This is a genomic window from Vibrio sp. QJM3NY_21, assembly GCF_057785975.1.
On sequence record NZ_CM173513.1, the window covers coordinates 1835268 to 1862231 of the forward strand.

Annotated in this window: 20 protein-coding genes and 1 pseudogene; 7 read left to right on the forward strand and 14 right to left on the reverse strand. The window is 42.4% G+C overall.

Features of this window, described 5'->3' with window-relative positions; all coding sequences use genetic code 11:
• Positions 1 to 4 precede the first annotated feature (4 nt).
• Positions 5 to 1438, reverse strand: a complete 1434-nt coding sequence (gene ccoN / locus AC3CID_RS08410; RefSeq protein ID WP_102437077.1) for a cytochrome-c oxidase, cbb3-type subunit I — start codon at positions 1436 to 1438, stop codon at positions 5 to 7.
• Between the two features lie 252 nt (positions 1439 to 1690).
• Between ccoN and AC3CID_RS08415 the strand changes: the two genes are divergently transcribed.
• The 5 genes and pseudogenes from AC3CID_RS08415 to AC3CID_RS08435 all read left to right on the forward strand — a co-directional run bounded on the left by AC3CID_RS08415 (position 1691) and on the right by AC3CID_RS08435 (position 7240).
• Positions 1691 to 2056, forward strand: coding sequence for a hypothetical protein (locus tag AC3CID_RS08415; RefSeq protein ID WP_428784240.1), 366 nt, complete (start codon positions 1691 to 1693; stop codon positions 2054 to 2056).
• Positions 2057 to 2171: 115 nt separating this feature from the next.
• Positions 2172 to 3356 (forward strand): FIST signal transduction protein, encoded by a 1185-nt coding sequence (locus AC3CID_RS08420; protein WP_479299361.1) that lies wholly within the window; start codon positions 2172 to 2174, stop codon positions 3354 to 3356.
• Positions 3356 to 5080, forward strand: a complete 1725-nt coding sequence (locus AC3CID_RS08425; protein ID WP_065205184.1) for an ATP-binding protein — start codon at positions 3356 to 3358, stop codon at positions 5078 to 5080. The genes AC3CID_RS08420 and AC3CID_RS08425 overlap by 1 nt, the downstream gene beginning before the upstream one ends.
• Before the next feature lie 298 nt (positions 5081 to 5378).
• Positions 5379 to 6284: pseudogene (locus AC3CID_RS08430) on the forward strand (ISNCY family transposase); the annotation flags it as partial.
• A 353-nt stretch (positions 6285 to 6637) separates the two neighbouring features.
• Positions 6638 to 7240, forward strand: a complete 603-nt coding sequence (locus AC3CID_RS08435; RefSeq protein ID WP_054547722.1) for a DUF2971 domain-containing protein — start codon at positions 6638 to 6640, stop codon at positions 7238 to 7240.
• 93 nt (positions 7241 to 7333) lie between these two features.
• Here AC3CID_RS08435 and AC3CID_RS08440 read toward each other — a convergent pair whose 3' ends face one another.
• The 4 genes from AC3CID_RS08440 to matP form a co-directional block, all read right to left on the reverse strand.
• A complete protein-coding gene (locus AC3CID_RS08440; RefSeq protein ID WP_146454318.1) occupies positions 7334 to 8554 on the reverse strand; it encodes a hypothetical protein in 1221 nt (406 codons plus the stop codon).
• Positions 8555 to 8701: 147 nt separating this feature from the next.
• Positions 8702 to 9010: a hypothetical protein gene (locus AC3CID_RS08445; RefSeq protein WP_017088515.1), complete on the reverse strand. Its 309-nt coding sequence runs from the start codon at positions 9008 to 9010 to the stop codon at positions 8702 to 8704.
• A gap of 105 nt (positions 9011 to 9115) precedes the next feature.
• Positions 9116 to 9424 carry a DUF3634 family protein gene (locus AC3CID_RS08450; protein WP_488526386.1) on the reverse strand — a complete coding sequence of 103 codons (309 nt, stop codon included), beginning with the start codon at positions 9422 to 9424 and terminating at the stop codon, positions 9116 to 9118.
• Between the two features lie 23 nt (positions 9425 to 9447).
• On the reverse strand, positions 9448 to 9903 hold the full coding sequence (gene matP, locus AC3CID_RS08455) for a macrodomain Ter protein MatP (RefSeq protein WP_004733655.1): 456 nt from the start codon (positions 9901 to 9903) through the stop codon (positions 9448 to 9450).
• 188 nt (positions 9904 to 10091) lie between these two features.
• Here matP and AC3CID_RS08460 point away from each other — a divergent pair, with 188 nt between their 5' ends.
• A complete protein-coding gene (locus AC3CID_RS08460) occupies positions 10092 to 11744 on the forward strand; it encodes an AAA family ATPase (RefSeq protein WP_488526387.1) in 1653 nt (550 codons plus the stop codon).
• Positions 11745 to 11814: 70 nt separating this feature from the next.
• The gene (gene fabA, locus AC3CID_RS08465; protein ID WP_010440782.1) at positions 11815 to 12330 is read left to right on the forward strand and encodes a bifunctional 3-hydroxydecanoyl-ACP dehydratase/trans-2-decenoyl-ACP isomerase; all 516 of its coding nucleotides are present in this window, start codon (positions 11815 to 11817) and stop codon (positions 12328 to 12330) included.
• A 249-nt stretch (positions 12331 to 12579) separates the two neighbouring features.
• Here the strand turns inward: fabA and rmf are convergent, their stop codons facing one another.
• The 9 genes from rmf to AC3CID_RS08510 all read right to left on the reverse strand — a co-directional run bounded on the left by rmf (position 12580) and on the right by AC3CID_RS08510 (position 26938).
• The gene (gene rmf, locus AC3CID_RS08470; protein WP_017074275.1) at positions 12580 to 12753 is read right to left on the reverse strand and encodes a ribosome modulation factor; all 174 of its coding nucleotides are present in this window, start codon (positions 12751 to 12753) and stop codon (positions 12580 to 12582) included.
• Between the two features lie 160 nt (positions 12754 to 12913).
• Positions 12914 to 14674 (reverse strand): DUF3466 family protein, encoded by a 1761-nt coding sequence (locus AC3CID_RS08475; protein WP_237290406.1) that lies wholly within the window; start codon positions 14672 to 14674, stop codon positions 12914 to 12916.
• A 9-nt stretch (positions 14675 to 14683) separates the two neighbouring features.
• Positions 14684 to 16600 carry an ABC transporter ATP-binding protein gene (locus AC3CID_RS08480; protein WP_488526388.1) on the reverse strand — a complete coding sequence of 639 codons (1917 nt, stop codon included), beginning with the start codon at positions 16598 to 16600 and terminating at the stop codon, positions 14684 to 14686.
• The gene (locus tag AC3CID_RS08485; protein WP_004733650.1) at positions 16578 to 16796 is read right to left on the reverse strand and encodes a glutaredoxin family protein; all 219 of its coding nucleotides are present in this window, start codon (positions 16794 to 16796) and stop codon (positions 16578 to 16580) included. Before AC3CID_RS08485 ends, AC3CID_RS08480 begins: the two co-directional genes overlap by 23 nt.
• A 67-nt stretch (positions 16797 to 16863) precedes the next feature.
• Entirely contained in the window at positions 16864 to 18984 is a 2121-nt protein-coding gene (gene rlmKL, locus AC3CID_RS08490) for a bifunctional 23S rRNA (guanine(2069)-N(7))-methyltransferase RlmK/23S rRNA (guanine(2445)-N(2))-methyltransferase RlmL (protein ID WP_146454327.1), read from the reverse strand.
• Positions 18985 to 19531: 547 nt separating this feature from the next.
• On the reverse strand, positions 19532 to 20080 hold the full coding sequence (locus tag AC3CID_RS08495; RefSeq protein WP_004733648.1) for a cell division protein ZapC: 549 nt from the start codon (positions 20078 to 20080) through the stop codon (positions 19532 to 19534).
• A gap of 205 nt (positions 20081 to 20285) precedes the next feature.
• Positions 20286 to 21296, reverse strand: coding sequence for a quinone-dependent dihydroorotate dehydrogenase (gene pyrD / locus AC3CID_RS08500; RefSeq protein WP_017077215.1), 1011 nt, complete (start codon positions 21294 to 21296; stop codon positions 20286 to 20288).
• Positions 21297 to 21649: 353 nt separating this feature from the next.
• The gene (locus AC3CID_RS08505) at positions 21650 to 26491 is read right to left on the reverse strand and encodes an NAD-glutamate dehydrogenase (RefSeq protein ID WP_102492077.1); all 4842 of its coding nucleotides are present in this window, start codon (positions 26489 to 26491) and stop codon (positions 21650 to 21652) included.
• Between the two features lie 228 nt (positions 26492 to 26719).
• Entirely contained in the window at positions 26720 to 26938 is a 219-nt protein-coding gene (locus AC3CID_RS08510; protein ID WP_004733645.1) for a DUF2835 domain-containing protein, read from the reverse strand.
• Positions 26939 to 26964: the final 26 nt, after the last annotated feature.

Below are 26964 nucleotides of genomic sequence, written 5' to 3' on the forward strand. Positions count from 1 at the left end.
CTCCTTAAGCCGGTTGAGGGATAGCTTTAAGGCTATCTTTAGGTGCAGAAACAGTTTTGTACGTGTTGTATGCCAGTAAGAACATACCAGATAGGAAGATAAGACCACCTAAGAAACGTACAAAGTAGAACGGGTAAGAAGCTTCTACAGACTCTACGAAGCTGTAAGTCAATGTACCGTCAGAGTTAACTGCACGCCACATCAGACCTTGCATCACACCAGAAATCCACATTGCAACAATGTAGAAAACCGTACCAATCGTTGCTAACCAGAAGTGAACATTGATTAGGGATACAGAGTACATACGCTCTTGACCAAATAGTTTTGGAACTAAGTGGTAAACCGAACCGATAGAAACCATAGCAACCCAACCTAACGCACCAGAGTGAACGTGACCGATAGTCCAGTCCGTGTAGTGAGATAGTGCGTTAACCGTTTTAATTGCCATCATAGGGCCTTCGAAAGTCGACATGCCGTAGAATGATAGAGAAACGATTAGGAAACGTAGGATTGGGTCGTAACGTAGCTTATGCCACGCACCAGATAGAGTCATAATACCGTTGATCATGCCACCCCAAGATGGAGCAAACAGAACCAAAGACATAACCATACCTAGAGACTGAGTCCAGTCTGGAAGTGCAGTGTAGTGTAGGTGGTGAGGACCAGCCCAGATATACAGTGACACAAGAGCCCAGAAGTGAACAATCGACAAACGGTAAGAGTAAACAGGGCGACCAGCTTGTTTAGGAACGAAGTAATACATCATACCTAGGAAACCAGCTGTCAATAGGAAGCCTACCGCATTGTGTCCGTACCACCATTGCACCATTGCATCGATCGCTCCGGAATAAATCGAGTACGATTTAAACGCAGATACAGGAACAGCTAGGCTGTTAACGATGTGCAACACGGCAACCGTGATGATGAAGGCTCCGAAGAACCAGTTAGCTACATAAATGTGCGATGTCTTACGCTTAATCATAGTTCCGAAGAACACGACCGCATAAGCTACCCACACAAGAGTAATAGCAATATCGATTGGCCATTCAAGTTCTGCGTATTCTTTACCAGAGGTTAGACCTAACGGTAAAGTAATTGCAGCGGACAGGATAATCGCTTGCCAACCCCAAAAGGTAAAGGCTACGAGAGGGCCACCAAAGAGACGCGTCTGACAGGTACGTTGTACAACATAATATGATGTTGCAAACAGCGCACTTGTACCGAACGCAAAAATAACCGCATTAGTATGCAGGGGACGTAAACGACTGTACGTCAGCCACGGCGTATCAAAGTTTAGCTGTGGCCAAACTAATTGAGCGGCAATCAAAACACCAACGCCCATACCGACAATACCCCACAAAATTGTAACGAGGGTAAATTGACGGACGACCGTATAGTTGTAGTTTTGTTCAAGCTGCTTTTCTTGGCTCATTTGCATGCTTCCAATTTCTTATTTACTACACTTTACTTCCAACACGACTCACGTCGTAATGCCACCCAAATTAGAAAAGGAAATTCAGCCTATTCAGGGCTTTATTTCCACTTGCTGATTTTAAAAAAAAGTGGCATTTTCAACGCGACACTATACTTGAATTAACAAATCAATGACAGAGTAGTAACCTTACGCTTGGTCTGGAATTGGATTTTTATTTAAAAACTTTGAACTTTGTAACAAGGAGTAAAGATTATAATGGCGGCACAAAAGCTAACAAAAGGCAGGCTTGTTCAAATTATCGTCATGTTGGTTGTTTTAATAGCGGCATTTACTTGGAGAACAGTAACATACGATAATCACGAAACAGTAAGCTGTATAATTTCAAAACCGTGTGAATTTGGTATTGATAATCATAATGTTTTAATTTCGGGCGATAGATCAGGGTATTCAATCGAAACATCTAAAACTGGCAAATTTATCATTAGCTACAATGAGAGTGGAATTCTAGAAGAAAAAGGGCCATCGAATTGGCTGTTACAAACTAATGATAAGACATCCTCAATAACAGTTACATTTCCACAACAGATAAGCACGTTTTCCGTAAACCTTTCTAAAGAGTAATAGAGGAAAAACTGAGTCGCGCCTCGGTTCTTTTGATAGAAATATGTACCAAATCAGTGAAACACCATGCATTAAAGTGTTATAAAGAGGACATTAATAAAGTTTCCCGGAATCTATGAAATTTCTATCAAAAGTCTCTTATTCCCTAGACGATAAAATCGCAGTAGATGAGTTGCTCAATGGGGTAGAAAACCCTGACGATATTGCCTGTCTTATTTGCTACTGCACAGAAGAGTACTCAACACTCGCTGTGCAGAGATATTTCGTAGATGCTCTCCCTAACACCCCAATACATGGCTGCACCACTTGTCACGGCATTATGACCGAAACTGGGTTCCACTCCGGCCCAGTGATAGGCGTACTCATCATCTATGACTCTGGGATCAACGCCTATGGTACGGGTATCGAGCACTTTAGCGACTCCATAAACCAAAGCACCTTCAGCGCCATCGATAAAGCACTTAAGAACGCCAACCGAGAAGGTGAAATCCCTGATCTTATCTTATTGCATTCCACTCCAGGCAATGAAGAGAAGGTCATGGCGGCTATCGATAAGAAGTTTGGTACTGAGGTACCTGTTATTGGCGGCAGCGCGGCAGACAATCAGGTTTCTGGAAACTGGAGTATCTTTACCGAAGAGTCACTCTCTATCAATGGCGTATCTTTAACTGTGGTATTTGCATCTCAGTCCATCTATTCGTCTTTTAGTGCAGGCCATACGCCCACTCGCTATTCTGGGACCGTGACCAAAGTAAGAAACCGAATATTGTTGGAGATTGACCATAGACCAGCCGTCACCGTTTATAACGAATGGACCAATTTCCATCTAGGTGGTAGTGATGATGGCTATATATTCGAAAAGTCATCCGTGTATCCGCTAGGGCGAAAAGTTGGCTCTTCATACGACTACCCATATTTCAAATTGTCCCACTCAATCAGAGAAACAGAGTGCAATGGAATCGAGCTATTCACAGATATCAATGAAGGCGACACCATTTATTTGATGCAAGGATCTAAACAGCAATTGATAAGCCGTGCCGCCAATATTATTCACTCTTCTTACTACAACGATATGGATTTAGAAGAGAAACTAGGTGCGATCAATATCTTCTGTGCAGGTCCAATGTTGAACCTTAAGCAAGATATGGACGAAGTATGCGATCAAATAAATCAAGCACTTAACGGACTCCCATACATATGCCCATTCACCTTTGGCGAGCAAGGAAGATTATCTGGCGGTGAGAGCGCGCACGGAAATTTAATGGTATCGTCTGCAACGTTTTATAGGTTGAAAAAGTAATGGGTTCTGAAGGTCAAGAAGCGCTACAAGAAGCTCGTATTGAACTACAAAAACTAAAAGCCCGTGAGCGAAAACTGGCTGAAGAGAACAGGGTGATCTTATCAACCATCTCTGCGATCAGTAAGGCAAGTAACATATCTGAGATATTTTATAGCCTTGAATTTGTGCTCAAAAAATACATTAAATTTGATGACTTTATCGTAATATCTAGGGTAGGGAACGAAGGCAATTTCAAAACCCTTCTAACCAATAACAAAGTCTTCGAACAAATGAATTGGAGTGATTGTGGCAAGCTATCTCGAGTGATCAATGGAGAATGCGCCATCCTTTTTGAACCCAAGTCTCTGGGTGAATTCAATTCCTTACATCCCATTATCCTCGATCAAATCAACTCTGTTCTAATTACTGGTATCGATAGCGGACTAACACAATCCGTAATCATCTTTATCCACTCCAATACCAAGCACTTTAGTGTTGAAACAAAAGCAACCCTAAACCGCTTTAGACCACTAATTGAGCGTGCTGTTTTCGATATTGAAAACAAAGAAAAGCTTGAAGCAACCGTTCGAGAGCGTACAGCAGAGCTTGTCACAGCAAGAAAAGACGCAGAAAGAGCCAACAAGGCCAAGTCTGAATTCCTCGCAATGATGAGTCATGAATTAAGAACACCGCTAAATGCCATCATTGGCTTGATAGACGCCCTAAAATCCACATCACTGAACGAAGAGCAACAGTCTATACTGCTTAATATGAGCACATCATCTGAGCTTTTATTGGCAATTATCAGTGACGTATTGGATTTTTCTAAGATTGAATCTGGATGTTTCTCACTAGCACCTCAATGGAGCAACGTAAGAGACACTGTAACTTTTGTATTGTCTGAACAAAAGAAGACAGCAGACAATAAAGGTTTGGCGCTAACAATATCCAGCGATATCCCTGAAGGTGAACTTCATTACATCGACCCAAGTCGCTTGGCACAAATCCTATTTAATTTGATCGGTAACGCGATTAAGTTCACTGAGCGTGGGCATGTCCATGTTTCGATCAAATACCTGCAGAGCTCATTCTATATAACAGTAGAAGACACCGGGATTGGCATTAGCTCACAACAACTTTCGTCGCTATTCAGCCCATTCGTGCAAGCTGATAGTACAATCACACGCAGATTTGGTGGCACCGGTTTAGGTCTGGCAATAACCAAGCGACTGGTAGAACTAATGCGAGGACGCATATCTGTAGAGAGTGAACCCGGAAAAGGCTCTAAATTCGAAGTACAGTTACCAGTACTTACCAGAGTCACGAACAATCTAGCTCACTGTGAAGAGGACAAATCTTCAAGAGAACTCAGAAGCCGCTATTCAGTTTTAGTTGTCGAAGACAATCCTACAAATCAAATGGTGATTAAATTGATTCTAACGCGACAAGGCCACGAAGTTTTTATCGCAAGTAACGGTGAAGAAGCAATAGGATTTGTTGAAAGAGGAAACGACTCGATAGATATTATCTTGATGGATGTGTCGATGCCCGTAATGGATGGCCTAACGACAACTAAATACATGAGAGACGCGAACATCAAAACGCCAATCGTCGCGCTAACAGCACACACATCACTAGAAGATAAATATTCGTGCTTAGATGTAGGCATGAATGATTTCGTCACCAAACCAGTAAGAACCAAAGAGATCACAGAGGCTATCGATCGATTAATGCTTGAAATCTAATAAACGTATTCTTAATCGAAGATTAGGATATATGTTTATTAGGTATTTTATGGTAAATAGCCTTACTGTTAAATAGAACGCCAATTTGGTAGATAAACAAGAGGCAGGGCATCACACAAAGATACCTGCCTATAAACACTAAACTCAATTTAACATAATATACATAATGCGCACTGAGCTTGTAAGCGCAAAGTTGTAATGTCACTATTTTCCAAAGTTAAAATGTCCCTTTAGCTCATCACCACTAGGCTTAATTGATATTGGTAAACGCTATGGACATAACAACATGCTGGTGACTATGAGTGATTCAGAGATCAATCGTTTTAAAGTAATTGAAGATGTGTGTCAGCGACGGATACGTCGGGCCGATGCTGCCGAGATCCTCAGCTTGAGTGTCCGTCACATCCAACGCCTGATGAACCGACTTCGTAAATACGGTGCGAGCGGATTGGCTCATCGCGCTCGCGGTAAGCCTAGCAATCATCGCTATTCAAGTGGTTATCGAAACTCGGTGCTAAGCCTTGTCCGTGAAAACTACGGCGACTTCTCACCAACACTCGCTCAAGAAAAGTTATCTGAGCTGCACAACTTGCCCATATCAAACGAAACTTTACGTCAATGGATGATCGCCGACGGACTGTGGCTTCCACATTCACAACGCAAACCTCGGGTCTATCAGCCTCGTTACCGTCGTGATTGCTTGGGTGAACTTATCCAAATTGACGGCTCCCATCATGACTGGTTTGAAGGCCGCTGTGACAAATGCTGCCTATTGGTGTTCATTGATGATGCGACTGGCCGTCTGATGAACCTAAGATTCAGCGAGACAGAATCCGCGTTTGACTACATGATGACCACGCGTGAATACCTCAATGAGCACGGCAAGCCCATCGCATTTTACAGTGACAAGCACTCTATTTTTCGAGTGAATCAGGAGAAACACAAACAAGTTGGCCAAACTCAATACGGGCGCGTGTTGAAAGAACTGGCGATAGAACTCATCTGTGCCAACAGCTCCCAAGCCAAAGGTCGCGTTGAGCGAGCCAACCTCACGCTGCAAGACCGACTGGTTAAAGAGATGCGCTTACAAGGTATCGACACCATCGAACAAGCCAACGCCTGGCTTCCCTACTTCATCGCCGATTTTAACCATCGCTTTGCTAAGCCCGCTCAATCCCCGAAAGACATGCATCGTCAGGTTCGATAATCCAAGCAAGAACTCGGCAATATTTTCGATTGGCAGGAAACGCACAAGAGTCAACTAGAACACTTCCTTTATTAACTTAACCTTACGATTCTCAAATACTAAGCCTAAGCTATTTAGTCTAAGCAAAAAAGTTACGTTGTATCTTATTTGCAACTAACCTACTTTAGTTCGCTATTGCTCTACTGCAAAACAAACCACTTAAACCGGTCACTATTTCGTGTTTAAATTTTGATCTATCAAACAGTTGTGCCAATAAATTTGGTGATTGAGCAATCAAATGCTATGCATTCGGGTATGAGTTATGAATTAAAGTGTTAACATCAAGCAATGTTGTAAACTAGGTGTTTGATATGTTGCCTAAACTTTATAAGTTCAGATCTCTCCACGACAGAAACATACAATCTATTGCTGAATGTTCGTTATGGTTTGATTACGCTAAGACCTTTAATAACCCATTTGAGTCTAACCATCTGCTCGACAAAGAACTTCAGAACGATTTCAAGGTTGTGTGTTTTTCTCAGTCGAGTGACCACCCAATACTATGGTCTCAGTATGGCGACAACTTTAAAGGCATGTGCATCGAGTATGACCTCAATTGTTATAATGGTGAGGCCAAGCTCAATTGCTTTGAAGTCCAGTATAAAGACGACCCAAACATGTTCCACTTAGAATCGTTGAATGAATTCCAAACATCTGAATTGGAAGCAGAAATATTTAAGATCAAGCATTCTAATTGGCGTTACGAAAAGGAATATCGCTGGGTGTTGCCTAATCAGGAGATGCTCGGCAATAAGCTGTACCTTAATAGAGAATGCCTAAGCTCTGTGATCCTCTCTGAACACGCTCCTGCCGACAGGAAGCTGAAAGTTCTGATGACTTGCCAACGTCTTGGTATTCCTGTTAAACACGCAACAGCCAAACAAGAGTCGTTTACATTCGAAGTCGTCAGCTAATATAACCAACTGATTTTTATTGGAAATAATAGTAACCACCCAAGGTTACGGTGTAACAAATGAGCCAGGTTTAATGTGGCTCCCTTTTCTTATTTACATGTTCGTTGTCAGTTTTCCAGGCACTCTATCCTGCATTTGTTCAATTGTCGTTATAGACATTTGAACTGTGGAAAACCAATAAGGGCGATGCTTAAAGTTAAACAATTCGCTGTTATCTAACGCTTCAAAAATAGAAAATTTTCTTCCCTGAGCGAGAGCTGCACCATAAACTGTTCGCTCAAGCACGGGGATATCATTCACTTCCTCTAGAAGCGCCTCCTTTATAAATTGGTTACCCGGGCTCCAATCTATAAACTCAACAAAATTTTTGAGTAGCTTAAGATCCAATTGATCTATCATGGTCTCGAGAAACTGTGTGTTTGGGAGGATTTCAGTACAAGCATAATACTCATCATGCTTGTCACTTGCTTCACGATAGCCAAGCATCGTTTTTACCAATGCATCTTCAAATATTGAAGAAAAATGGTTACAAATCAAAAACAAAGGCAGAACCCTCAAAACACCCAGTAGAATACCGACGTTAGGATCCTTTATCGACGTGTCTTGAAGTCGAATCCGAGTCGCATTAGAAGTTACGACTAAATGTTGCCAAACCTTAGGAGTAATGTGCTTGATGTTGCCATCACTCCATTTAATTAGTTTCTGGCTCATTAGTAATGGAAACAATAAACGACAGTTGTCTATACCTATCTGCTGTGCTGCAACCTTAGGGTCGAGAATCATTTTAGACTTTCTACCGTATTTCTCAGAAAACTCCGGATTGGAAACAAACTCTATTAAATTTGAACTCAACAATCTGCTCGTATCTAAAATCTGATGGATCTTAGAAAAGTTTAAGGATGGCGTATACACAACACTAGCAAACTGGTTGTAGTCTGGTAGCTCTGAAAACAATGTGCTTATTAAGGTTCCTTGAAGCTTCTCAAGCATAAGCGCAGTGGCAGCATTACTGACATCTTCAATCACGTAGCGCAATGTTTGTTGCTTCGCGACAACTTTCTCACGATGAGCGTTAACTCTATCTTGTTCACAACGCAATAGAATACGTTGATTGTGAGATATGCGGTCAGATTCATCAAATATAACGCTATCACAGTATCTATTTTCCAAACTCAGCAATGTATCTACCGTAGATTGCTCGAGTTTATATTCCGGTGAGATCAGCCACCGATTAAAGCGAGCCTCAACATTGATTGAGACTTTTCTAGATATCTCAATCACTTCAGGGGGGTAATTTTTATGTGCTAACAACAACCGTGACTTTCCTTTGCCCTAAATGCTCTTTTGCCGGCATATCCTGCCTTTATAATAAAACTAATATTAATAGAAATTAGAGATTGGTTCACGTGATTGTTTCAATAAAATTAAGGTTATTTAGTTATAGTGCATGAAATCGGATTATTATGTGATATGGAGGCGGATGTACTTTTCAGGAAAGCTGTATTTGAACTTTTTCTTCCTCGGCAAGTGCTTTTTAGCTTGTTTGCATGCTTTGCTATCGCCAGATGCCCTAACCTTTTTAATTCTGGCATAACCTTTAGAGTGTTTCATTTCTATCATCAGGTCGCAATAACCATCAAAATCAATATTACTCTTGTTGAGCCCTTTCAGCACTGTGGCTTTAATTTTTTTGGCTACGGGGTTAACCAATGCATCGTCGGCAAAAACGAATGGGGATAAAAAACACGACAAGAATATTAGATATCTCATACTGCTCTCTCTTTATTGGGGGTGGGAACAGTATGCTTACAGTTAAGGGGGATGAAGAATTAACTAAGTATGACGTTTTACCAGATAACGCGTAATTCTCGACAGTTACGCTTTCTTTGAACCTGTGGATTTAAATCCATTATGCGGAAATACGTTACGAATACGTTGTTGAACGCTTTTAGGCACATCTTTAGTGAACTTGAGATTGTAACCAGAGCGTTTAGCATACACTTTCAGTTCGCCCTTGAAGGAATTATTGTGGCCAATTTCTTGAAGGTTGTGCTTAAAGCTCGGTGGAAGATGACCTTTAACTTGTTCGATCGCCCCGTCACTAAACTTGATTTTCAATACCGGCCGATCAACTGCGACTAACCAAAAAACCAACGCTGCACCAATTAAGATTACATACATCATAATGTCACCACTACTGTTGACGGTTATTTATCGTCAGAAAGGAGCTTACTCAAATCTTCTTTAAGACTAGTAACCGTCTTGCTGGCCTGCTCACTTCGAGACGCTTCGCTAACCAAATACTCTATCGCATCAGATAACGTACAACCGAGTTCGTTTGCTCGTTGAGATAACTTCTCCCAGACTCGATAATCAAGATCGATAGACTTCTTTTTAGTATGAACTTGCTCAGCGTTGAAATGGCGCTTACGTTTGGCTCTGATCGCTTGCTTGAGCTTGTTATCAAGCTCAGGCGACATGTTATTTGAGATCCACTCAAGAACCCCTGTAGGTTGGTGTTCTAGCTCCAACAAAGCTTTCACGGCAACATCAGCTTCACTTGAATCAATATGGCAAGTGATCGAATCACCTTCTTTCCATTTTTTTACCAAGTAGTTCCATTTCCAACCACATTCTAAATTTTCAAGCTGCTGATATTTCATGTCTAATCTCGAGAGCTAACCTAGTGACAGCGTAACCCATAATAGGTCACTTAACAATTATTGTCTTGAAAGAATAGACCAAGATCATACTTATATTAGCTTAGTGTTTAGTAACTACAACATAGACCTATATGAGTCCTCGGTTTTTCTATATACTCCCTACCTTATTATCATAATCAGACATTTAAATGACTCAAGTAGATTGGCGACATGTTACGCCTCAGTACGATGAATATAGCGCTCAACTAGAGCAATTCCCTGACATATCTCCTTTCACATTCTCAGATATTCAACATAGATTTAGAGATGCGCTAACCCGTTTTGTACGCCTATCCAATCTTTCACGAGTTCTACTTGTTAATGCGCCTGACAACTCAATCTATCGTCAACTTATCGTTGAATCTTTGACGACAGAGTTAAAAGACGATGCTCAGCCTGTTATAAAAACCGAATCTTTAAATGCAGCCGCTTTATTTGACCAAGTTCAGTCTAAAAATGGTGAAATTGTAGCGACAAAGCCAGGTCTACTTTCTAGAGCGAACAATGGTTACCTCGTTGTCTCAGCGAATATGATTCTTGCAAATCCAGGAAGTTGGTTGTTATTGAAATCCGCACTTCTCGGTGAAGCAGTCGAACCAATTAGCAGTTTTCCAGAGCATCTAAATCAAACGCCTATCGCTGCACTGACATACAACATTAAGTTGATTGTTGTCGGAGACCGCGCTCAACTTGGTGATCTGGATTATCTAGATGGCGATATTCAAACAGGGTTTTGCCTATTCAGTGAAATAGAACAAGATATTAAGCTTTCACACGATACTTTGACCCAATATCTTGGGTATCTAAGATGGCTTCAGCAACGTTATAACCTCCCATATATTACGCAACAAGCACTAATTGGGATTCTTACCGCTGGCGCGCGTGAGACTGAAGATCAGAGCTATATCCCTTTATGCCCTATTTGGCACAATGCGCTATTGAGCGAAGCTTTGGTTGAAGCGGACAATGGTGACATTGATATTCACCATATTCAGCAAGCTCAACAACACAAATACAACCGCGAGTCTTACCTTCCTGAACGTGCTCTCGATGATATTCGAGATGGCCAAGTCATCATCGAAACAGAGGGTGAGCAAGTAGGACAAGTTAACGGCCTGACGGTTATTGACGTTCCTGGACACCCTATTTCTTATGGTGAACCAGCTCGTATTTCCTGTGTTATTCACTTTGGCGATGGTGACATTACCGATGTAGAAAGAAAAGCAGAGCTTGGTGGCAACCTTCACGCTAAAGGCATGATGATCATGCAAGCGTTTGTAAGTAGCGCGCTAAACCTTGAAGATCCGTTGCCATATGCTGCTTCTGTTGTGTTTGAGCAATCATACTGCGAAGTTGATGGCGATAGTGCTTCTCTTGCTGAGCTTTGCTCTCTGGTAAGTGCTTTGTCGGAATACCCTATCAATCAACAAATAGCGGTAACAGGCGCAGTTGACCAATTCGGCCGTGTACAAGCCGTTGGTGGGCTAAACGAGAAAATCGAGGGCTTCTACCATGTGTGTAAACACAACGGGCTAACTGGCGAACAAGGTGTGATCCTTCCAAGATCTAACTTAAGACACCTTGCTCTGAAGCCAGACCTAATTGAAAGCATCAAAAACAAAGAGTTCCATATCTGGTCTGTGTCTAATGTAGATGAAGCGATTCCTCTTATTATGAACGCACCATTTAGGGACGAAGAACAAGAAAGCGTTCTGAGTAAAATCGCGGAACGTATTGAAAATTTTGAAAGACATGAGCACCCTATTGGAATCGTTGGACGCATTAAAAACTGGTTTGTCTAGTACTGATCGGACTTGTTTAGCGTACACCTGTTCACTAATATGCACCTATCAAAAATCGGAGTAATTGATAATGCAAAACAAACGTGATTCTTACACTCGCGAAGATCTTCTAGCATCAAGCCAAGGCGAGCTATGGCCAGAAGGTCCTCAACTACCAGCACCGAACATGTTGATGATGGATCGCATCACTAAAATGTCTGAGACTGAAGGTGATTTCGGTAAAGGTTTGATTCTTGCTGAACTGGATATTACTCCTGACCTATGGTTCTTCGACTGTCACTTCCCTGGCGACCCAGTAATGCCTGGTTGTCTAGGCCTTGATGCAATGTGGCAGCTTGTTGGCTTCTACCTTGGTTGGGTTGGCGGCAAAGGCAAAGGCCGTGCTCTAGGTGTTGGTGAAGTTAAATTCACTGGCCAAATCTTACCTACGGCTAAAAAAGTAACTTACGAAATTCACATGAAGCGTGTTGTTAACCGTCGCCTAGTAATGGGCCTTGCAGACGGTCGCGTTCTTGTTGATGGTAAAGAGATCTATGTTGCTAAAGATTTGAAAGTTGGTCTTTTCCAAGACACATCAGCATTCTAGTCTAATAGTTAGATTTTTAATAAAGCAGCTAATGGTTGCTTTATTTTTATTTCAACATATTTAGTTATAGTGCACTAAGATGTAACTAAGTAACCGTCATCAATTATATGTCCACCAGCGAAACAACCTTAAATCACTTTCTAATCAGCCAGTTCTCGGTTTATAAGGCCTTGTATGATTCTCAGATACTAACAAGGCTCCAGCTGTTATACAGCATGGAGCCTTGACCTTTGAATATGTTCGCCCTATCTACTTATAGAGACCTGAATGCTTATCATCTTTGGCATCACGCCAACCACCTAACCAATACGATTTAGAATCCATTTGGCTGTATGGGCAAGCTTCTTGTGACCTGCCGTTTAAACCAGCTTTGTAACCTTGAGATTGTGCTCGTTCTAGGCGATCACGCTTTTGTCTCTTCATAGTGCAGTCCTTATACGGGTGTTAATTTACTAACATACAATGATTACAACTTAGCGGAGTTTTTGTGACTCCAACTTTAAGAATCGATCAACTTTTCACTTTTCTCAAGGTGAAAAAAAGCCCGAGTTCAAAATTGTGAACTCGGGCTCAAGAGATAAAATTATTTAAATTTTCTACGGAACCCTAACAAGCCAAGTACAGTCAAACCTAACCAACCTAAGCCTGCACCTTGGCGGTCAACTTTTTCTGTGTCTGTGCTACGAGTCTGGATATCTTCTTCAGTAGCACCGCTAATAGGAATCAACTTAACCGCGACAACCTCTTCAACTGCGTTGGAAGCAGCTCCGCCACAGTAGGAGTTATGTGCAGTTGTGTCATAAGGTTGCGCTGTGCCATTTACAGTACACTTAATGGCAGTTCCCGATATAACACCTGCATCATTAATGTCTGTCGCATCGATCACACGGAAATAATTATTAGCGTTAGAATAATCCTGACCATCAGTATTAGCACCATTAGTTAAGTCATCTAACCACCACGATTTGCTGCGAAAAACCCCACTGTAACGTTCCGTCAACGTACCTGAGACATCATCAGATTTATAGGGATAAATAAAACCACGGTGTCGACGCTCACTGCCATCTACTTCTCGAATCGGCTCAGCATCAATCTGCCCGACAAATTCATTAAAGTTGTTTACCGCTTTTGCTTCACCACCAGATCCAGTAAAGAAAATACCACCGGATAAGAATGTTGCACTAGGATTAGAAGCATCTTTGACAAAGAAAGCTTTGTTGGCTGCACTTCCACTTTCAGGAACATATCCATTTCGCTTCGCGTAACCTATAGCCAACAAGTTCTTGTTTATATCTGTAACTACAGAATTACTGTATCTAGCATCATCATTAGATGAGCCAGAATTCACCTGTGCACCACTAACCTGTGTAGTAGTCCATTTGGCACTAGTCAGATCTAATGAGTCACTCACAAAAACACTGGCATTCATGTCTTGTAAATCGCCATTACCATCTACAGTGTTATAGCCTACACCGTAAAAAAGAGAGTTTGACTCGGTAATTGAGCGCATGCTGCCTTGGGCAAAGTAATCACCTTGTTGGGCGTTGCCACCTCTGACCCAATCAATTTCTTCTGTATTAGTTCCATCCCAGATTGCTGCTTTTGAACTAAACGTTGTATTTGAAGTGTCTGTTTTAGGGCCTTTCGTAGATACACTACCTACGTTATAAACAGTACCGTTACTTGCTGTTATAGCTTTCCATACACGAGTTTCTGAACTTCCGGCAGGCGCAGCTGTCGTCGTAAACAATGCATTATTGCGAATGTCACCTTCAGATTTAACCCCCACTGGTTTAGCATTATCATCTAGGGAGTTGATTACCGTATTGCGAGCTTCAAAAGTATCACCACCTTCTACAAATGCTTTTGCATTTACATAACTTAGGTCATTTCGTTCATTATTCCAAGTGTCATACCAGCGGATGGATGCCCAACTTTCACACGTAGAGTATCGCAGCTCTCGATCACAATAGTTTTCGAAATCATCGCGCTCTTGGATGTATTGAAATCGAGCATCCATTGCGAATGGAACTTCTTCCCGGTAGCTAATTGCTTCAACGGTGTTACGTGTCTCGCCTGCGAGTTTAAATGTACTATCGGCACAGTTAGTTGCATTAGAATCAAAACAACCTAGAAGTAACTCATCATCAGGTAATGCTGGCAATACTGCGTTAACGTTGACAGCTTTACCTGGCTGAATTGCAACACCAAATATCTCAGATATTTCAGGTTCATCAGCAAAAGAAGGCGTTACTTCAACTACCTTGTAAAGCGCAGCATTCGCGTTAGTTGCAGCAAATACTAATGCTGCAACTGTTGTTAATTTAAATTTAGTACAAGTCATTATTACTTCTTAACTTTCCTGTTGTAGTGCCTCGAGCTCTTCCCAGCGCTCAAAAGCAACTTCAAGCTCCTGCTCTACTGCAGATAGCTTATCTAAAACTGGTTGTGTCTGCTCTACAGATTTTGAGAAGAAGTCTGGATCATTAACTTCTTGCTGCAGAGTTTCAATTTCGGTTTCCAATTCTTCTAAACGCATTGGTAGCGCTTCTAGTTCTCGTTGTAGCTTATACGATAACTTCTTAGGTTTAGCTTTAACTGGCGCAGTTTTGGGAGTTTCCTCAACAACTTTCTCCGCCTTTGCTGGCTTTTCAGCCTGACGATACTCCAGTGCTTGTGCTCTTTGTTTCTGAGCATCGTGGTAACCACCAACAAACTCTTCAACTACACCGTTACCTTCAAATATCCAACTCGTCATTACCGTATTATCAACGAACTGACGATCGTGGCTCACGAGAAGCAACGTACCCTCATAGTTGGCAAGCAAATCTTCTAAAAGTTCCAATGTTTCGATATCTAAATCATTGGTAGGCTCATCGAGAATCAACAAGTTATTCGATTTAAGGAAGATACGAGCCAATAACAATCGGTTTTTCTCGCCACCAGACAGTGCTTTAACAGGGGTACGAGCACGTTTAGGAGAGAACAAGAAATCTTGTAAGTAGCTCAGTGCATGACGCTCACGTCCGCCTACTGTTACTTCTTGCTTACCATCAGCCAGGTTATCAATCACCGACTTCTCAGGGTCTAGAATTTCGCGGTATTGGTCAAAGTAAGCCACTTCAAGCTTAGTACCACAATGCAAACGACCTGAATCGGGTTTAAGTTGATCAAGAAGCAGTTTAAGCACCGTACTCTTACCACAGCCATTTGGCCCGATAAGGGCGATACGGTCGCCACGCATGATGTTGAAGCTAAAGTCTGTAACGATCTCTTTGCCTTCAAATGCAAAGTTAAGGTTCTCAGCTTCAAATACGATTTTACCTGAACGTGCAGACGTATCGATTTGGATATTCGCTTTACCTTGTACTTCACGACGATCTTGACGCTCTTCGCGAAGCTTTTTAAGGGCACGAACACGGCCTTCATTACGCGTACGACGCGCTTTGATGCCTTGACGAATCCAAACTTCTTCTTGCGCTAGCTTTTTGTCAAATTCTGCGTTTTGCATCTCTTCAACACGTAGTGCTTCTTCTTTCTCTAGCAAGTAGTTGTCGTAATCACCAGGGAAAGAACTTAGCTTGCCACGGTCAAGATCAACAATGCGTGTTGCCATTGATTTGATGAAAGCACGGTCATGCGAGATAAAGATGATTGAACCACGGAAGTCTTTTAAGAAAGCTTCTAACCATTCGATCGTTGCTACGTCTAAGTGGTTGGTAGGCTCATCAAGCAGTAATACATCTGGGTCACATACAAGCGCACGTGCAAGTGCGGCTTTACGTTGCCAACCACCTGACAGTTCCGTCAGTTTAGTATTTGCTGTGAGTTTAAGTGCAGCAAGAACATTACTTACGCGATCTTCAAAACGCCAAGCATTTGCATGATCCAATTTTTCTTGAACGCGAGTAAGGCGATTTAAATTCTTCTCGCTAGGATCTTCTGCAATCACATCAAGTAAGTTGTGGTATTCCTTAAGCAACTCACCTACCTCAGCCAAACCACCCGAGACGTATTCGTAAACAGAACCTTTCTCATTACGCGGTGGATCTTGCTCTAGACGAGATACAACCACATCTTGTGTGATCTGCATCTTTCCGTCATCCATGATGATGTTACCAGACAAGATCTTCATCAACGTTGATTTACCTGCACCATTACGGCCAACCAAACACACACGTTCGTTTTCTTGCAGTGCGAAATCCGCACCATCTAATAATGGGTGATCACCAAACGCTAATTGCCCATTATGAATTGTAAGTAATGCCATTCTTCTTTAACCAATCGTTAAGTTCTAACAAGCCAAAAGGCCAGTTAAGCTCTGAGTGTTTAGACAAGTCAGAGCTTTCAAATTTGAGTACCGGAATAGTGACCCCGTAACGGGAGAAGAGCTCATCATCCAATGCGATATCCACCACATTGATCTGATGACTTATATTCAGCTGTTCCGTGAGTTTGAATGCCATCTCACATAGATGGCACCCTTCTGTACTGTAGAGAGTCAGCACTATATATCCTTATACAATCTCTTAATTACTTATGAGTAATCAACCAGCAGTTATGAATGTGCTTGTTGCGAGAGAAATCCAGAGGCAACGTCTTAGACGAGATATTCTGAGCTTTAAGACCCAGTTCTTCCAGCCCTTCCATATCCATCTTGAAATGACGCTTGTTGTTAGAGAATACAATCGTGCCTTCTTCTCTTAGAAGACGCTTTAAATCTTCCATCAACTGGATGTGGTCACGTTGAACATCAAAAGATTGATCCATACGCTTAGAGTTTGAGAACGTCGGTGGATCAATAAAGATCAAGTCGTAAGATCCTTGCTCTTTCGCCAACCATTGTAAGCAGTCAGCTTGAACGAATTGATGTTGACGACCAACACGGCCGTTCAGCTCCATGTTCTCTTTTGCCCACTCAAGATACGTGTTCGACATATCTACAGTCGTTGTAGAGCGAGCGCCACCGACTGCAGCATGAACAGAAGCACTGCCTGTGTAAGCAAACAGGTTCAAGAAGTCTTTACCACCAGCCATCTCACCAATACGACGACGAGTGATCTTATGATCTAAGAACAAGCCTGTATCTAGGTAGTCATGAAGGTTAACAATCAGCTTAACGCCATATTCGTTTACTTCTAGGTTCGAAGAGTCTTGAGCCATCTTCTGGTATTGAGAACGGCCTTTCTGCTTCTGACGAACCTTAAGCACGACGTTGTTCGCTTCAACGCCAGTCACTTGGATAGAAGCACGGATGATATCGGTTAAGCGACGCTTAGCTTTGTCTTCCGGCACATCTTTAGGTGCTGCGTATTCTTGAATCACAAGGTGACCCGGATATACGTCAATCGCTACATTGTATTCTGGTAAGTCAGCATCGTAGATACGGTAGCAATCTAGCTGCTCTTTCTTAGCCCACTTACCGATTTTGCCGATGTTCTTTTTAAGACGGTTCGCGAAATCAGGTGCAATCAGTTGTTCTTGTTCGCCAGTTGGACGTTCAGACATAGGACGGTCTGAAATTGAGTAGTTCTTCTGGTGACACGGTAACGCACCGTTGTTCAGTTTGAACTGTTTGTCTGCACGCATACGCAAGCAGCTAAGTAATTCATCAGAACTTGAGAAGATAGAAGCGTTGCAACCGCCAAACTCAGCCTTCAGTTGAGCACCAAATGCTGTGTACAGTGCAATTAAGCCAGGCTCTGTACCTAAACGCTCACCATAAGGCGGGTTTGACACAATCACACCATCATTGAACTCTGTAGGACGTTTAAGCTTTGCAGCGTCACCTACTTCGAATTCAATCAACTCTTCAACGCCAGCACGACGTGCATTGTCACGCGCCGTTTTGATCATGCGTTCGTCATTATCATAACCGAAGAACTTACATCCTACTTTCTTAACGCCACGACGGCCTTGAACGTTCGCTTCAGCTTTAACTTCAGCCCAAAGCTCAGGTTCGAAATCTTCTAGTGATTCAAAACACCATTTCTGACGTTTCACACCAGGTGCCATGTTTGCAGCCATCATCGCAGCTTCAATTACTAACGTACCTGAACCACACATAGGATCTAGGAAAGGTTTGGTTGCATCCCAGCCACTACGAAGAAGAATCGCTGCAGCAAGAGTTTCACGCAATGGTGCGCGACCGGATTCTGGACGGTAGCCACGTTGATGAAGGCCACTGCCTACCATATCTACACCAAGGATCGCCTTGTCACGATGCAGACGAACGTGAATACGAATATCTGGATTTTCTTTGCTAATAGATGGGCGCGGTAAAGACTTCTTCTCGAAGCAATCTACAACGGCATCTTTTACTTTCATCGCACCGTATTGGCTATTACGGATTTCGTTGTTCGTACCATTGAAGTCAACAACGAAACGCTTGGTGCTATGGAATTGATTTACCCAGTTAACCGCAGTGGTCGATAGGTAAAGATCCATGTCATCCATACAAGTGAATTCTGAAAGGACACGTACAAATCGAGAAGCCAAACGGCTCCACAAACAACAACGATAAATTTGCTCATTGGTGGCTTTGAATTTAACACCTGCTTGAACAGGTTTTGCGTTTGTAATCCCTAGTTGGGTTAGTTCTTCAACTAATAAATTCTCAAGGCCATTTGAGGTAACCGCTAGATATTGATTCATAGTGTTCTTTTATTGATAAAAATGAGCTCGATTATACCTGAATTTGCTATTAGAGCATCACACTAAACTCGTCTTTTCATTGAATCTTTCTACTAACTGCTTAGCAAATGGTCAGTCATGAAGCGATCGCTTACTCGCATCCCCTTACAACACAACAACTCTCAATCTCACAGAAATAACACTCATCGATAGGCTTAAATCATTAAGTGCATTTATATTCACCCCAAAGCTGGTATATACCAGAGGTAAATTTAAGTTGAAATTTAGCAACAAAAGACCCCAAACAGGGAATAAACAGAGGAAATCCACCATCGATAATAAGAGAATCGGTCGAAATTGAGGTTAAAAAAGATACGTTTTTTACAAATTAAATAAGTGAACAACGTCATTCAAATGAATGAACTACGTCGTATTTATTGAAATAGGCTTTTTTAGGCACAAAAAAATCGGCTATTAAGCCGATTATGGGGAAGGTATTACAGGTTTATTCGTAGCGATGGTTGGGTGAAATAATGCTCTAGTGATGCTCTAGGTTAGAGATTAGAGATTAACCCACCATCGCAATATGCGTTTGATGAAGGATGGCATTTGCGTCAGTCATTCTATCGTGCATGACTTTAATCGAGTCTCCAAAGCGTAACCCTTTTGAAGGCGTTAACAGGAACTCTTCTAAGTCTACAAATGCACATAAGCTCGCACACTCTCCTACTTCTAATACAATGAAGTAACCAAGACTATGCTCGTTATTCATTTGTACAATATCCCCTTCTTGAGGATATTCATGGCCAGCGCCTTGTGAGTCGAAGAACCAGCTTTTAGGCTGCACAGGCTTATGGAAACGCTTTGCAGCCACACAATAAAGTGCAAGCTCAGCTTGTCGTGGCTCAGACAGTTCTAAGCCAGAAATTTGTTCTTTGAAGGTTTGGTAGGAAGATGCATCATCAACAGTGAATTCATTATCTTTAAAAGCGCAGTCCACCAGCTTATTGCGGACCAGATTCGTTTTAAAAATCATATCCTCTCCGAGGTTTAGCATCAATGAACATTGCTGCTCATCGTAATACCAACTCCATGTATCGCTAGGTTTAAGCATCATTTCGTCTCACACTGTTGAACCATTCCATTAGGTAAAACGCAAAATTACCTTCAATTACAGTAATTTTACTGTGCGATAGGCAAAAAAAAAGAGGAAATGAATTCCTCTTTCTTATTGCTTTTCTCTACAACTCAGTGAGTTACAGTGTCTCTTTTATTAAGACGATGCCGGATTGTAGTCTTTGGACTAAGATCGTTTTTACGAACTATAGATTTTTGACGATGTCGCCTACAAGGCCTGGACCTTTGTAGATGAAACCAGAGTAAACTTGTACAAGCTTCGCGCCCGCCATCATTTTCTCTTTTGCAGCAACGTAAGAGTCAACACCGCCTACCCCGATGATCGGTAATTGGTCACCCAGCTCTTCGTGAAGTTTACGAACAACTTCAGTACTGCGAGATTGAACCGGACGTCCACTAAGGCCACCCGCTTCATCGCAATGCTTCATGCCTTCAACAATGCTGCGATCTAATGTTGTGTTTGTTGCGATCACACCGTCGATCTTATTTTTGATCAATGATTCGCAAATCTGACTGATTTCGTCATCACTTAGATCCGGCGCGATCTTAAGAGCAAGCGGGACATATTTGCCATGCTTCGCTTCTAATTCAGATTGCTTGGTTTTTAGTTCAGACAACAGATCATCAAGTGCTTCGCCATATTGTAGCGAACGAAGTCCTGGAGTATTTGGTGAAGAGATATTTACCGCAATGTAACCCGCGTATTGGTAAACCTTCTCCATACAGATAATGTAATCTTCTGCGCCCTTTTCAATTGGCGTGTCTTTGTTCTTACCAATATTGATGCCTAAGATGCCGTCATAGTTCGACTTCTTAACATTCTCAATTAGGTTATCTACGCCTAGGTTGTTAAAACCCATACGATTGATAATACCTTCGGCTTCAACAAGACGGAACAAACGTGGTTTGTCATTACCTGCTTGTGGACGAGGAGTCACAGTCCCTACTTCTACAAAGCCAAAACCCATTGCGCCAAATGCATCAATACATTCGCCGTTTTTGTCTAGGCCGGCAGCAAGGCCAACTGGGTTTTTAAAAGTAAGACCCATGCACTCTACAGGTCGGTGAGGTAATTGTTGGCGATACAAAAGATCAATAGGTGTGCCAGTGAAGCGTTTGAAATTTTGAATTGCAAGATCATGAGCCTTTTCGGCATCAAGTTGGAAAAAGCCAGTTCTGGCTAGACGGTAAAGCATTGTGCCTCCGATAGAAAAAAGCGCCGTGTAAACGGGGCGATATTATTTACTTATTTACCCAACTATTCAATCTATTACTGTCTGTAAGGGTAAGATAATCGAGTTTGCTAACGAAAGAGGTTTATTATTAAGCAAACGTTACCGTATCCTCCAACGGATGGTCCATTTGACTATCATTTATGTAACGAGCATCAGCCAGCTCGACCAATTAGAAGCTAACTTGACCGAGTATAAGTGACTCAACGAAATAATTGGACACGTCATTGACTATTCAGCCAAATAACACTGTTCTGCCAAACAAAAAAGGCAGACCTAATGGCCTGCCCTTGTTTCTTTTAGTTTTTATCTAATCGCTAGTCTGTCGACATGCAATTTAGATTCAGTAGCATCAATTCACGTAGTGCTACTGAGAACTTAGCAAACTCATGAACCGAACCTACTTTGAATTCGTTCAAGATGCTTTCCCAACGATGCAGAGAAACCGAGTTGCTTTCCATCCAATCATCAAGCGCTTTAATCACATCAATATCTGAAGCACAACCGCAGTTAAGTACTTGGCCAGTTAACTGACGTTGCTGCCAATCCAGATCTTCTCTGAATGCGGCACGTGCCAATGCTTGCCAGTTGTTGTCTACTGCTTGGCCATTGATTTGCTTCAAGAACCAGTGCAAAGACAAGCGGTCACCAAGGTTGAAGTAAAGCTTGGACGCTTGTTGTACTGTTTTACCTGTTTCACGAGCCACTGTGGATATATCCAGTGCCGAGTACAAGCTAGACAAACGTGCAACTGAATTAGCCAACTCAGCGTTTACGCCTTGGTCAATCCATAGCTGTGCCATTGCGTTATGCTCTTCTACTTCAGAAGCCACTAGGTTTTCATCCAGTTTCTCTGTGATAGTTAGAACATCACCTTGGTAAAGTTCAATCAGTGCTTTCACTGACTGTTTACCGGTACGGTTTCTTAGCAACCAACGAGCCAAGCGACGAAGTGTACGGCGAACATGGTAAATCAATTCATATTGAGCTTCAGAACTTGAAACATTATCCAGTTCACGGATGCTCTTCAGAACATGGCCAAGACCGTAGATTTCACGTGATGCCGCGTAAGCATTTGCAATATCAACGATATTTGCACCCGTCTCTTCTTGCAGACGAGTAACAAAGTTACAACCCATTTCGTTAACCATTTGGTTAGCCAGTGCCGTCGCAATAATTTCAGAGCGTAGTGGATGGTTATCCATGTGCTGAGAATAGTTACGACGTAACGCTGTTGGGAAGTATTGCATAAGCTGTTGAGCATGGAATTCATCATTAGCGATATCATCACTAACAAGATCTTCTTTAAGCACCATTTTTCCGTAAGCAACAAGTACAGAAAGCTCTGGTCTTGTTAGGCCTTGGCCCTGCTTTTCACGCTCAAGCAATGTTTCGTCGTCTGGGATGTATTCCAAACCACGATCCAAGTACCCTGCTTTTTCCATAGTATGGATGAAGCGGATTTGCTCTTTGACTAAGCCAACACCTTGATGCTCAGTAACCGAAATAGACTCAGCTTGGCAATATGCGTCGTCTAGTACGATTTCGCCCACTTCATCTTCCATCGATTCAAGCACTTGGTTACGTTGCTTAACGGTTAGATCACCGTTAGAAACTAAACCATTCAAGAAGATCTTAATGTTTACTTCGTTATCCGAACAGTCAACACCACCAACGTTATCAACGAAGTCGGTATTAACGCGGCCACCCGTTAGCGCGTATTCGATACGACCCAGTTGAGTCATACCCAAGTTACCGCCTTCACCAACAACCTTAGCTTTCAGGTCACGGCCATCGATACGAAGCACGTCATTTGCACGGTCACCAACATCAGTATGAGTCTCGTTTGAAGACTTAACGTAAGTACCAATACCGCCATTCCAAAGAAGATCAACCTGCATAGACAAGATCGCTTTGATCAAGTCATTCGGTGCCATTGATGCTTTCTTAGTACCCAGCATTTTCTGAATTTCAGGTGTCAGAGAGATAGACTTCGCTCGACGAGAGAAGATGCCACCACCTTGAGAAATCAGGTCTTTGTTGTAATCTTCCCAGCTTGAGCGAGGTAGATTAAACAAGCGCTCACGCTCTACCCAGCTAGAGGCAGATTCTGGATTCGGATCGATGAAGATATGCATGTGGTTAAACGCAGCTTGCATACGAATATGCTTAGACAACAGCATGCCGTTACCAAACACATCGCCCGCCATATCACCTACACCAATAGCAGTGAAGTCCGTTGTTTGACAGTTGATGCCCATTTCACGGAAGTGACGCTTAACAGATTCCCAACCACCTTTCGCCGTGATACCCATGGCTTTATGGTCGTAACCGTTAGAACCACCAGAGGCAAACGCATCGCCTAACCAGAAGTTGTACTCATCAGATACTGAGTTTGCGAGATCTGAGAACGTTGCTGTACCTTTATCGGCAGCAACAACCAAGTACGGATCATCTTCATCGTGACGAACAACACTCTTCGGTGGGATAACCTCACCTTCAATAATGTTGTCTGATACATCTAGTAGCGCACGAATGAAACGCTTGTAACAACGTTGACCTTCAGCGAAGATTTCATCACGGCCGGACATCATGTGCTGACGCTTACAAACGAAACCACCCTTTGCACCAACCGGTACAATTACAGTGTTCTTAACTTGTTGTGCTTTAACTAGGCCTAGAATCTCAGTACGGAAATCCTCTTGGCGATCTGACCAACGTAAACCACCACGAGCGACTTTACCGCCACGTAGATGCACACCTTCAATGTCTGGTGCGTAAACAAAGATCTCAAACGCAGGAACCGGCGCTGGAATATCTGGAATCTCGCTTGGTCTCATTTTCAGAGCCAACCAAGGTTTAGACTGTTTGTTGTCGTCTAACTGATAGTAGTTAGTACGAAGCGTTGCTGTGATCATTTCCATGTAGCGACGAATGATACGATCATCATCCAAGCTTTCTACATGATCCAACTGTTCAGTGATCTTCTTAATAAGATCTTGTTGGCCTTTCGCGCTGCCCTTCAATTTAGGATCAAAACGCTTGCCGAATAAGCTCACTAATCCTTTCGCTAGATCTGGGTAATGAGACAGTGTGTCTTCAATGTATTGTTGGCTAAATGGGAAACCAACTTGGCGCATGTAACGCGCATACGCACGTAAGATTGAGATTTCACGTCCAGAAAGACCTGCACCCAATACCAAACGGTTGAAACCATCGCTGTCTAACTCACCCGCCCAAATCGCAGCAAAGGCTTGTTGGAATAGATCGCGAGCTTCACGAAGATCAATCGTCTTGTCACTCTTGTGCAGCATCGAGAAATCAAGGATCCAATAAGTCACCCCATTGGTCTTGCGCACTTCATAAGGTGATTCACCAATAACGCGCAGGCCAAAGTTTTCAAGCATTGGCATAACATCAGACAGGTGAATCGGCTCATCACTGTGGTAGAACAGTTTCAAACGAACGGCTTTAGAGTCTGCCGCCTCTTCTTGAGGACGGTAGAAAAGCATGCCAAGTTTGTTATCTTCACTCAGTGCTTCTAGACGCTCGATGTCTGCAACAGCAGAACCAGGCATCATGTCTTCTTTGTACGAACGTGGGAATGCACGCATGTATTCTTTCGATAATGGAAGACCTTTGCTCTCACCGAAGTTAGCAACGATTGATTCAGACAGGCGGTCATCCCACGTAGACGATACTTCCATTAAATTTTGCTCAATTGTTTTCACGTCCACATCCATGTTGTTGTTATCAACACGAACAATATAGTGCGTTCTTGCCAGTGGGCTTTCAGAGAAGTATGTCGTGAATTCGACTTCTTCTTCACAACCGAAGTATTGCTTCAAGATGCGCTGGGTTTGACGACGAAGCTCGGTGTTGTAACGATCTTTTGTTACGTAAACCATACAGCTGAAGAAACGGCCAAACGGGTCTTTTCGAACGAACAAACGCAGAAGGTCGCGATCTTGCATTTGTACTACACCCGTACCCACTTCGAGTAACTCCTCTTCTCGAGCTTGAAGCAGTTCATCACGTGGGTAGTTTTCAAGAATGTTGTGCAGAGCTTTGTAAGAGTATGAACCCTTACGGTAACCACTTGCATCTAAGATACGCTCAACTTTCTCGCGAACTAGAGGAATGGTTTCAACGGTTTGGTTATAAACGGCAGAAGTGTAAAGACCCGTAAAGCGGTGCTCACCAATAACCTTGCCGTTTTTATCAAACTTCTTGATACCGATGTAATCATTGTAAGCTGGGCGGTGAATGCGTGAAGCCGTGTTGCCCTTGGTTACGATCAATACATACGGTTTTTTTGCTTCTAAGCGTGCCGAGTCAGAAAACTCAGACAGCTTAACGTTGCGTACACGATCTGAATTTGCGAACAAACCAAGGCCTTGCTCCTTGGTAGGTTGTAGTTCCGTGTCGCCATTTACAGAAACAAGGTCATATTCCTTGTAGCCCATAAACGTAAAGTTGTGCTCGCCTAACCAACGAAGGAACGCCAGAGTTTCATCAAAACGCTGGCTATCAACTGGGATCGTCTCTTTTTGCTGTTCAACTTGATTGGTTACTTCTTCAAGTCTTTCTACCATTTGTAGCCAGTCATTAACAACAAGGCCAGTATCGGTAAAGATATCCAGCAGCTCGGTTTTAAGCGCTGTCATTTCAGCTTTGCTACTAAGACGGTCAACCTCAATATGGAAAAGCGATTGGAATGCACCTTCATTGTTACTGACACCAACAACACTTCCCTTATCAGAACGGGAGATTTGTGTTGGGTTGTGAAGCATAAGATGAGAAGAGAGGTCGAGGCGAGTTAATGCCATTTTTACAGAATCAACGAGGAATGGGCTATCTGGTACCACTATCTCGACGATAGTGTGAGTAGATTGCCAGCCTTGGCGACTTACTGTCGGGTTAAAAACACGGACAGAGATTTCGTCGGCTTTCTTTTCATTGATGTGATGCCATAAACTAACTACAGCACCGTATAAATCGGATTCGTTTCTCTGAGTCAGGTCGTCGTGAGAAACGTTACTAAACAAGTGTTGAGCAAGTTGAGTTACGAGAGGTCGATGAGCAAGGTCAAGTTTGTCTTGAATCAGTTTGTACACTTTTTCAAGTAAAACTGGAACCACAGTTTCACGTGCGGTCATAGTCACACTCCACAATTAGAATTATATTTTATTATTAGGGGGCTTACTTAAGCTAGTGTTTGAATTGAGCCGTTGAGCTCTTTCCTACTAACGAGTTAAGCAAAGGTAATGCATTCATTTATTGTAAAAGCATTATTGATAAATAGTTAATTGTTTTGGAGGTGGTAAGAGGTGAAATGTTTGATTATGTGATTAAGATTCCTTTTAACTCACTAGGCACGCCAAGGTTTACAGAGCTTCCAACTTAATAAACTTATTTTTTTGGTCAGTTGTCAGTCTAAACTGCCCTCTAACCCCTATTTGTGTAAGAAAAGGTCTGAACCGAGTTGCAGGTAACTGTAGGCGTAATCCAGTAGTCGTTATCACTTGGACTTTACTTGCCGCACCAGAATAGCTGGCCAAAAACTGCTGATATGAGATGTTAAGTTGGAAAATATAGCGATTCATACAATACCTGTGTAAATATACAGTAC

Coding starts and splice junctions, on each gene's coding strand:
- ccoN (WP_102437077.1), bottom strand. CDS start 1,438: ATGCAAATGAGCCAAGAAAAGCAGCTTGAACAAAACTACAACTATACG.
- AC3CID_RS08415 (WP_428784240.1), top strand. CDS start 1,691: ATGGCGGCACAAAAGCTAACAAAAGGCAGGCTTGTTCAAATTATCGTC.
- AC3CID_RS08420 (WP_479299361.1), top strand. CDS start 2,172: ATGAAATTTCTATCAAAAGTCTCTTATTCCCTAGACGATAAAATCGCA.
- AC3CID_RS08425 (WP_065205184.1), top strand. CDS start 3,356: ATGGGTTCTGAAGGTCAAGAAGCGCTACAAGAAGCTCGTATTGAACTA.
- AC3CID_RS08435 (WP_054547722.1), top strand. CDS start 6,638: ATGTTGCCTAAACTTTATAAGTTCAGATCTCTCCACGACAGAAACATA.
- AC3CID_RS08445 (WP_017088515.1), bottom strand. CDS start 9,010: ATGAGATATCTAATATTCTTGTCGTGTTTTTTATCCCCATTCGTTTTT.
- AC3CID_RS08450 (WP_488526386.1), bottom strand. CDS start 9,424: ATGATGTATGTAATCTTAATTGGTGCAGCGTTGGTTTTTTGGTTAGTC.
- matP (WP_004733655.1), bottom strand. CDS start 9,903: ATGAAATATCAGCAGCTTGAAAATTTAGAATGTGGTTGGAAATGGAAC.
- AC3CID_RS08460 (WP_488526387.1), top strand. CDS start 10,092: ATGACTCAAGTAGATTGGCGACATGTTACGCCTCAGTACGATGAATAT.
- fabA (WP_010440782.1), top strand. CDS start 11,815: ATGCAAAACAAACGTGATTCTTACACTCGCGAAGATCTTCTAGCATCA.
- rmf (WP_017074275.1), bottom strand. CDS start 12,753: ATGAAGAGACAAAAGCGTGATCGCCTAGAACGAGCACAATCTCAAGGT.
- AC3CID_RS08475 (WP_237290406.1), bottom strand. CDS start 14,674: ATGACTTGTACTAAATTTAAATTAACAACAGTTGCAGCATTAGTATTT.
- AC3CID_RS08480 (WP_488526388.1), bottom strand. CDS start 16,600: ATGGCATTACTTACAATTCATAATGGGCAATTAGCGTTTGGTGATCAC.
- AC3CID_RS08485 (WP_004733650.1), bottom strand. CDS start 16,796: ATGGCATTCAAACTCACGGAACAGCTGAATATAAGTCATCAGATCAAT.
- rlmKL (WP_146454327.1), bottom strand. CDS start 18,984: ATGAATCAATATCTAGCGGTTACCTCAAATGGCCTTGAGAATTTATTA.
- AC3CID_RS08495 (WP_004733648.1), bottom strand. CDS start 20,080: ATGATGCTTAAACCTAGCGATACATGGAGTTGGTATTACGATGAGCAG.
- pyrD (WP_017077215.1), bottom strand. CDS start 21,296: ATGCTTTACCGTCTAGCCAGAACTGGCTTTTTCCAACTTGATGCCGAA.
- AC3CID_RS08505 (WP_102492077.1), bottom strand. CDS start 26,491: ATGACCGCACGTGAAACTGTGGTTCCAGTTTTACTTGAAAAAGTGTAC.
- AC3CID_RS08510 (WP_004733645.1), bottom strand. CDS start 26,938: ATGAATCGCTATATTTTCCAACTTAACATCTCATATCAGCAGTTTTTG.